Raw genomic sequence first — 6,358 nt, forward strand, 5'->3', positions numbered from 1 at the left:
GGCAATCTCACAAGAAGGTGAACACCTGCGAAGCCGGCAACCGCGACTTGTTCAAGCCAGCGTTGAAGTCCGTCTCGCTGCGATACCCCAGGCTGAGAATGACCACACTGGTGAACCCACGCTCGCGCAAGCCCAGCTCGGCATCGAGGATCTTGCTGTCGAATCCTTCGATCGGCGTGGCATCCAGCCCATGTGCTGCAGCCCCCAGCAAGGCAGTACCCAACGCCAGGTAGGTCTGCTTTTCCATCCAGTGCTGCACGTCCTTCTGATCAAAGCGGTGCAGGTCGACGTAGTGCCGGCGGCTCTGGTTTTGCCCGGCACGCGCCTGATCATCGCGGAAGCGGCCATCGGCAGCTTCCTGGTCGAGCACGGCATTGAGGTGCGCTTCGGTCATCTCGGTGCGGGTGCAGAACACGATCACATGCGAGGCATCGAGGATCTTCGGCGAATTGTAGGCATAGCGCTCTGTGGTGCTCTTGGCCAGGCGGGCCTTGCCTTCGGCGCTGTCGGCAACGATGAAATGCCACGGCTGCGAGTTGACCGAGGACGGGCTGTGGCGCAGTTGCTCGAGCAGAGCATCAACAGTGGCCTGGGGAATACGGCGCGAGGCATCGTAAGCTTTGGTGGTGTAACGGCGCTTGGCCAGCGAGACGGTATCCATGCAACAACTCCGGGAATGAACAGGGGATTTGCCAAGCATCTTATCTTTCCTGCAGAAAAGAAAAACCGGCACAATGGAGCAACACTTTCATCCCAGGAGTGAAAATGCTGCGCATCGCCGACCTCGAACTGTTCGTCCGCAGCAGCGTGCTGGGCAGCTTTACCGCCGCCGCCCACGAGGCTGAACTGCTGCCGGGCCAAGTGGCCGCCGCGATCAAGCGCCTGGAGCGCGACCTGGACGTGCGCCTGTTCGCCCGCACCACCCGCAGCCTGCGCCTGACCGCCGAAGGCGAGTTGTACCTGCCGACTGCCCTGAATGTGCTGGAGAGCCTGCGTCAGGGGCGTGAAGACCTGCATGGCAACGCCAACACCCTGCGCGGCACCCTGCAGGTATCGGCACCGTCCGACTTGGGCCGCAACATGTTGCTGCCGTGGTTGAGCGCCTTCCGTCGCGAGCACCCGGCCTTGCACCTGCGCTTTCTTCTGTCCGACCAGATCGCCGACCTCAACCGCGACCCGGTAGACGTGGCGATCCGTTATGGCCTCAACCAGGACGCCAACTACATTGCCCTGCCACTGGCCGACTGGAACCGCCGGGTGCTGGTGGCCGCGCCCGACTACCTGGCCCGTAATGGCCGCCCGCTCACGCCCGATGCCCTGCAGCAGCACGCCTGCCTGCTGTACATGCAGCACAACCGGGTCTACGACAAGTGGCGAGTGGGCAACCGCACCGTGCAGGTGCGCGGGCCACTGGTCAGCGACGATGCCGACGTGATCCGCCGCCTGGCCTTGCAGGGCGAAGGCATTGTCTACAAGTCGTGGCTGGACGTGAGCGCCAACATCGCCGCCGGCGAGCTGGAAATCATCCTCCCCGAGCACCTCGGTGAACCCGCACCGGTCACCCTGGTGTGCCCGCACCGCAAGCAGCTCACGCCCGCGGTGGCGCAACTGCACCTGTGGCTGCGCGAACGCTTCGAAGCCTTGCGCAACCGAGCGTTGACCAACGGCTGCACAATCGTTCCAGACTGAGCCTGGCCACTGCGCTAAGGTAGCGATTTCTGCCACGGCACGCCCCCATGAGCAACTGGATCGACCTCAAGCAAGACGCCGACACCGGCATCGAGTCGGTCCGCGCGCATTTCGTCGGGCATGCCTACGACCCGCACTGGCACGACAGCTTCCTGGTTGGCGTTACCGAGCAAGGTGTGCAGCAATTCGATTGCCGGCGAGTACGCCATCGCAGCACGCCGGGGCACGTATTTCTGCTGGAGCCCGGTGAAATCCATGACGGCCATGCGCCCACCGAGGACGGCTTCACCTATTCGACCCTGTACCTGGAACCCACCTGGGTGGACAGCCAACTGCGGGCACTGTTCGAACACGCGCCGGGCGACAGCCTGCCCAGCTTCGCCGATACCTTGTGCCACGATGAGCGCCTGGCGCGTGCCACTGCCCTCGCCTTCCAGGCCGTGCATACCCAGGACTTGCGCATAGTCCGGCAGACGGCCATGGACGACCTGCTGACCTGCCTGACCCGCCACCTGCACTGGCGCCGACGCCTGAACCCGGACCCGCGCCTACCGCTGACCGCGCAGCGCGCGCGGGATTACCTGCACGCCAACCTGGAGCGCGACATCGGCCTGGAAGACCTGGCCCAGGCCTGTGGCATCGACCGCTTCCGCCTGACCCGCGCGTTCAAGGCCGCATTCGGCCTGGCGCCACATGCCTATCTGATCCAGCTGCGCCTGGCCCGGGCGCGGCGCCTGCTCGCCCGGGGCCAGACACCCACCGAAGTGGCCATGGCCCTGGGCTTTGCCGACCAGAGCCACCTGGGGCGCTGGTTCCGCCGTGCCTACCAGCTGACCCCGGCCGACTACCGCAGGCGCTGCTCAAACCTTCCAGACTGAAAGGCTGCGGGCAGCGAGCATGGTGCTTCGTTTATCCGGAGCCCTTGATCATGTCGCAGTCGTTGTTGCCCTTCATCCTGTTTGCCCTGGTGTCCAGCATCAGCCCGGGGCCGACCAACCTGTTGATACTCGCCCATGGCGCCCGCGTTGGCCTGCGCGCGAGCCTGGCGCCGATCGTGGCGGCCTGCGGCGCAGCAGCGGCGATCGTGCTGATGGTGGGCCTGGGGCTGGGTGAACTGCTGCTGCGCCACCCGCTGGCCCAGCAGTTGATGAGCTGGGCCGGGGTTTTGTGGTTGAGCTGGCTGGCGTGGAAGATGCTGCGCAGTGCTGCCGCCCCGCTGCAGGCGGCCACGGCGCAAGGCTTCAGTGCACTCAGTGCGGCCTCGTTGCAGGTGGTGAACCCCAAGGTGTGGTTGATGGCCGTGGCGGTGGTCGGAGTGTTTGCCGCGCCGTCGTTGCCGGTATGGCAACTGGCGCTGGTGTTCTTGCTGATTGCCCTGCCATGCATGGCGGCGTGGGCGCTGCTGGGGATGGGCAGCGCGCGATGGTTGCAGGCACCGCGGCGGTTGCGGGTGTTCAACCAGGTGTTGGCGGGGGTGTTGTTGATTTCTGCGTGGGCTGCTGTACTGGCTTGAGCCTGAAACAGGTGTTCCCACAGGCCTGCAGAGAGCCTGTAGGAGCGGCCTTGTGTCGCGATGGGGCGCGCAGCGGCCCCCGGCGATATCCGTTGTAACGCTGAAATCCGGGGCCGCTGCGCGCCCCATCGCGACACAAGGCCGCTCCTACAAAGAACGCGCCAGCCCCAGATCAGTGCGTCAGCGCCTCGCGGAACCGTCGGGTGCTGGCAACGGCCAGCAGCAACCCGGCCACCGCCACACTACCGCCTACCAGGCCGATATCCGCCACATCCGACTGGCTGCTGACGATACTGCCCAGCAAGGCGCCACCGCCAATGCCGATGTTGTAGATTCCCGAGAACAGCGCCATGGCCACATCGGTGGCATCGGACGCCAGCTTCAGGGTCTTGGACTGCAGCGACAGGCTGAAGCTGAGGATTGCCACCCCCCAGAACATGCTCAATGCAGCGAACATGTAGAAGTTGCCCGACAGCGGCAACAGCAGCAACAGGCACGCCGCCAGCAGGCCGATCGAGCCCACCAGGAAGCCATGCGGGAAGCGGTCGCTGTAACGGCTGAACAGCAACGAGCCAAACACCCCGGCACCGCCGAACAACAGCAGCAACAGCGTGGTGCGCTCACCGCCTATCTGCGCCACGTGCAGCGCGAACGGCTCGATGTAGCTGTAGGCGGTGAACTGCGCGGTAATCACCAGCGTCACCAGCACATAGGTGATCACCAGCGCAGGGCGCTTGAACAGGATCGGCAGGCTGCGCAACGAGCCCGAGTTCTGGCTGGGCAGCAGCGGCAGCGACTTCATCAGGCACAGCATGGTCGCCAGCGCCACCCCGGCAATGCTCAGGAAGGTGATGCGCCAGCCCAGCGCTTCGCCCACCACGCGGCCAAGCGGGATGCCAAGGACCATGGCCAGGGTGGTGCCGGTGGCCAGCAGGCCCAGCGCCTTGGCCTGCTGACCCGGCGGCGCCACGCGTACCGCCAGGGAGGCGGTGATGGCCCAGAACACCGCATGCGCCAGGGCAATACCGATACGGCTGACCAGCAACATGGCAAAGCTCTGTGACAACCACGACAGCATATGGCTGACGATGAACACCAGGAACACGAACAGCAACAGCCGCCGCCGCTCGATGTTGCGGGTCAACAGCATCATCGGCAGCGAGGCCAGCGCCACCACCCAGGCGTAGATGGTCAGCATCAGGCCGACCTGCGCGGTGCTCATGTCGAAGCTGCGGCCGATGTCGCTGAGCAGCGCCACCGGGACGAACTCGGTGGTGTTGAAGATGAAGGCCGCCAGGGCCAGGGCAACGACGCTCAGCCAGCTGCCGCTACCCGCCGTGGGTGGCATGTTGGTGGGTATGGGTCCGTTCATGGGTGAAAACCGCTTCTCCGCAGGCATGGCAACAGGACGCACATCAGCCACCCGCGTTCCGGGGTGTCGATGCACGCTTTGTTATTTGAAGGAATGCCCGGCATGGTACGCGTCAAGCCGGGGGCTCACAACCGCGAGGCGGGCAGAAGGAGTAACATGCGCGCTTTGTGCGAACGCGTATGCAACAAGGAGCCCGATCCGCTCATGGACCAGCAGCACTCCCAGCAGCAACAGTGGCAGCAGGCAATCACCGCCTATGCCCAGGCCGTCAACGACTATGTCGCGCAGGGCCGCGCGCAAGGCTGGGATGACCTCGAAGAGCCCCTGCCACAAGCCACCGAGCATTTGCTCGATGCCTGGCTGCAAGCCCTGCAGGCAGCCAACCGGCCTGGCATCGAAGCCTCCGAGCAGCAATCCTTCCGCGAAGCCTGGCCGCCCGCCCACCACCCGTTGCTGCCGCTGATCAAGGAGCACGGGCAAGGCATTGGCAATGTCCTGCTGCTGGAGGACGGTAGCCTGCTGGCTCGCATCGGCATGCCGCATGACAAGGGCCAGGTGGTGCGCATTGACAACCTGGGGGTGACCCCGGTGATCGGCGTCGATCACTTCGGCCGCTGCCCGGCCCGCCGCTATTTCGCCCTGGCCAATGCCGAAGGCATACGCGTGACCGATGGCTGGGGCGGCCCGCAGGTGCTGCGCCTGGCCTGGCCCACGGGGCTGGAGGGGTTGCCGCCGGGTTACCCGTTCGAGCCATTCGACCTGCCGCCCACACCGACCACGTTGATTCCCTTCCCGGATGGCCAGCGGGTGCTGCTGGTGAGTGCCGAGGGTATCTTCCTGCTGACGCGCCACGGCGCGACCCGCCTGCTGCCGAACCAGGCGCGAGTGCTCGACGAGCTGGACGAAGGCACCGACCCCGACGACATCAGCCTCGGGCTGAGCATGGAGCACGGTGCGGTATCGGTGGATGGCCGGTTGATCGTGGTTGGCGAGCAAGGCAGCCGTCACCTGGTGCTGGATGACCAACTCAAACCCGTGGCGGCGATCGGCCCGGCCAGCGAGTATCCGCACTTTGCGCTGTTCAACCGCGCGGGTGACCAGTTGATAGTCAATGCCTGCCATTTCTACAGCGGTGCCACGCAGGCCGTCAGGGTGGCCGACTTGCCGGGGCTGGATACCGACTACTACAGCCAGGACCCGCGTACCCCGCTGGTACAGGATGGCGCACGGGTGTATGCCGGCGTGGCGCGCGACGGTGAGTATATCGTGGGGGATGCCTATGGTTACCTGCGCGCATTTGGCGAGGATGGCGTGGAGCATTGGCAGCATTACCTGGGGTCGACCATCAGTGCGCTGGATATCAGTGCGGACGGGCGTACGCTGGTCGCGGCGAGCCATGCCGGGTTCGTTTCGGTGATTGCCCTGGACAGCGGGCGGCCGGCCTGGCAGATCGGTACCGGGGCGCATGGCGAGGTACGGCGGTGGTTGTTCTGGAAAGGCTGGGACAGGGCATTGGCCTGGTAACAGATCCAGCTTCTTCATTTCCTGTACCGGCCTCTTCGCGGGTGAACCCGCTCCCACAGGGAACATCACAGACGCCAAGGTCTGTGCAGTCCCTGTGGGAGGGTTCAACACAGACCCTGAAACCTGCACGATACCTGTGGGAGCGGGTTCACCCGCGAAGAGGCCGGTACAGGCAACCAATCAGCCCTGCAAAGTGGCCATGTCGATGACGAACCGGTACTTCACATCCCCGGCAATCATTCGCTCGAAAGCCTGGTTGA

7 protein-coding genes are annotated in these 6,358 nt (G+C 65.0%); 4 read left to right on the forward strand and 3 right to left on the reverse strand.

Annotated elements, in window-relative coordinates; translation table 11 throughout:
- Positions 1 to 7 precede the first annotated feature (7 nt).
- Positions 8 to 661, reverse strand: coding sequence for an oxygen-insensitive NAD(P)H nitroreductase (gene nfsB / locus J5M58_RS22085; protein ID WP_196181983.1), 654 nt, complete (start codon positions 659 to 661; stop codon positions 8 to 10).
- Between the two features lie 104 nt (positions 662 to 765).
- Here nfsB and J5M58_RS22090 point away from each other — a divergent pair, with 104 nt between their 5' ends.
- Genes J5M58_RS22090 through J5M58_RS22100 form a run of 3 tightly spaced genes read left to right on the forward strand, consistent with a single transcriptional unit; the run spans position 766 to position 3,202 of the window.
- Positions 766 to 1,689, forward strand: coding sequence for a LysR family transcriptional regulator (locus tag J5M58_RS22090; protein WP_207879611.1), 924 nt, complete (start codon positions 766 to 768; stop codon positions 1,687 to 1,689).
- Between the two features lie 47 nt (positions 1,690 to 1,736).
- A complete protein-coding gene (locus J5M58_RS22095; RefSeq protein ID WP_112252759.1) occupies positions 1,737 to 2,567 on the forward strand; it encodes an AraC family transcriptional regulator in 831 nt (276 codons plus the stop codon).
- A 50-nt stretch (positions 2,568 to 2,617) separates the two neighbouring features.
- Positions 2,618 to 3,202 (forward strand): LysE family translocator, encoded by a 585-nt coding sequence (locus J5M58_RS22100; RefSeq protein WP_112252760.1) that lies wholly within the window; start codon positions 2,618 to 2,620, stop codon positions 3,200 to 3,202.
- 172 nt (positions 3,203 to 3,374) lie between these two features.
- Here J5M58_RS22100 and J5M58_RS22105 read toward each other — a convergent pair whose 3' ends face one another.
- On the reverse strand, positions 3,375 to 4,574 hold the full coding sequence (locus J5M58_RS22105) for a sugar transporter (RefSeq protein ID WP_112252761.1): 1,200 nt from the start codon (positions 4,572 to 4,574) through the stop codon (positions 3,375 to 3,377).
- A gap of 204 nt (positions 4,575 to 4,778) precedes the next feature.
- Here J5M58_RS22105 and J5M58_RS22110 point away from each other — a divergent pair, with 204 nt between their 5' ends.
- A complete protein-coding gene (locus J5M58_RS22110) occupies positions 4,779 to 6,098 on the forward strand; it encodes a hypothetical protein (RefSeq protein ID WP_207879614.1) in 1,320 nt (439 codons plus the stop codon).
- A 180-nt stretch (positions 6,099 to 6,278) separates the two neighbouring features.
- Here the strand turns inward: J5M58_RS22110 and J5M58_RS28035 are convergent.
- On the reverse strand, positions 6,279 to 6,358 hold an 80-nt coding region (locus J5M58_RS28035), incomplete at its 5' end, for a hypothetical protein (RefSeq protein WP_243432457.1).

Origin of the sequence: Pseudomonas sp. 32_A (assembly GCF_017490905.1) — a bacterium.
GTDB classification, from domain to species: domain Bacteria; phylum Pseudomonadota; class Gammaproteobacteria; order Pseudomonadales; family Pseudomonadaceae; genus Aquipseudomonas; species Aquipseudomonas inefficax.

Excerpts from the sequence above, each read along its gene's own strand:
- nfsB (WP_196181983.1), bottom strand. The coding sequence starts at position 661 with ATGGATACCGTCTCGCTGGCCAAGCGCCGTTACACCACCAAAGCTTAC.
- J5M58_RS22090 (WP_207879611.1), top strand. The coding sequence starts at position 766 with ATGCTGCGCATCGCCGACCTCGAACTGTTCGTCCGCAGCAGCGTGCTG.
- J5M58_RS22095 (WP_112252759.1), top strand. The coding sequence starts at position 1,737 with ATGAGCAACTGGATCGACCTCAAGCAAGACGCCGACACCGGCATCGAG.
- J5M58_RS22100 (WP_112252760.1), top strand. The coding sequence starts at position 2,618 with ATGTCGCAGTCGTTGTTGCCCTTCATCCTGTTTGCCCTGGTGTCCAGC.
- J5M58_RS22105 (WP_112252761.1), bottom strand. The coding sequence starts at position 4,574 with ATGAACGGACCCATACCCACCAACATGCCACCCACGGCGGGTAGCGGC.
- J5M58_RS22110 (WP_207879614.1), top strand. The coding sequence starts at position 4,779 with ATGGACCAGCAGCACTCCCAGCAGCAACAGTGGCAGCAGGCAATCACC.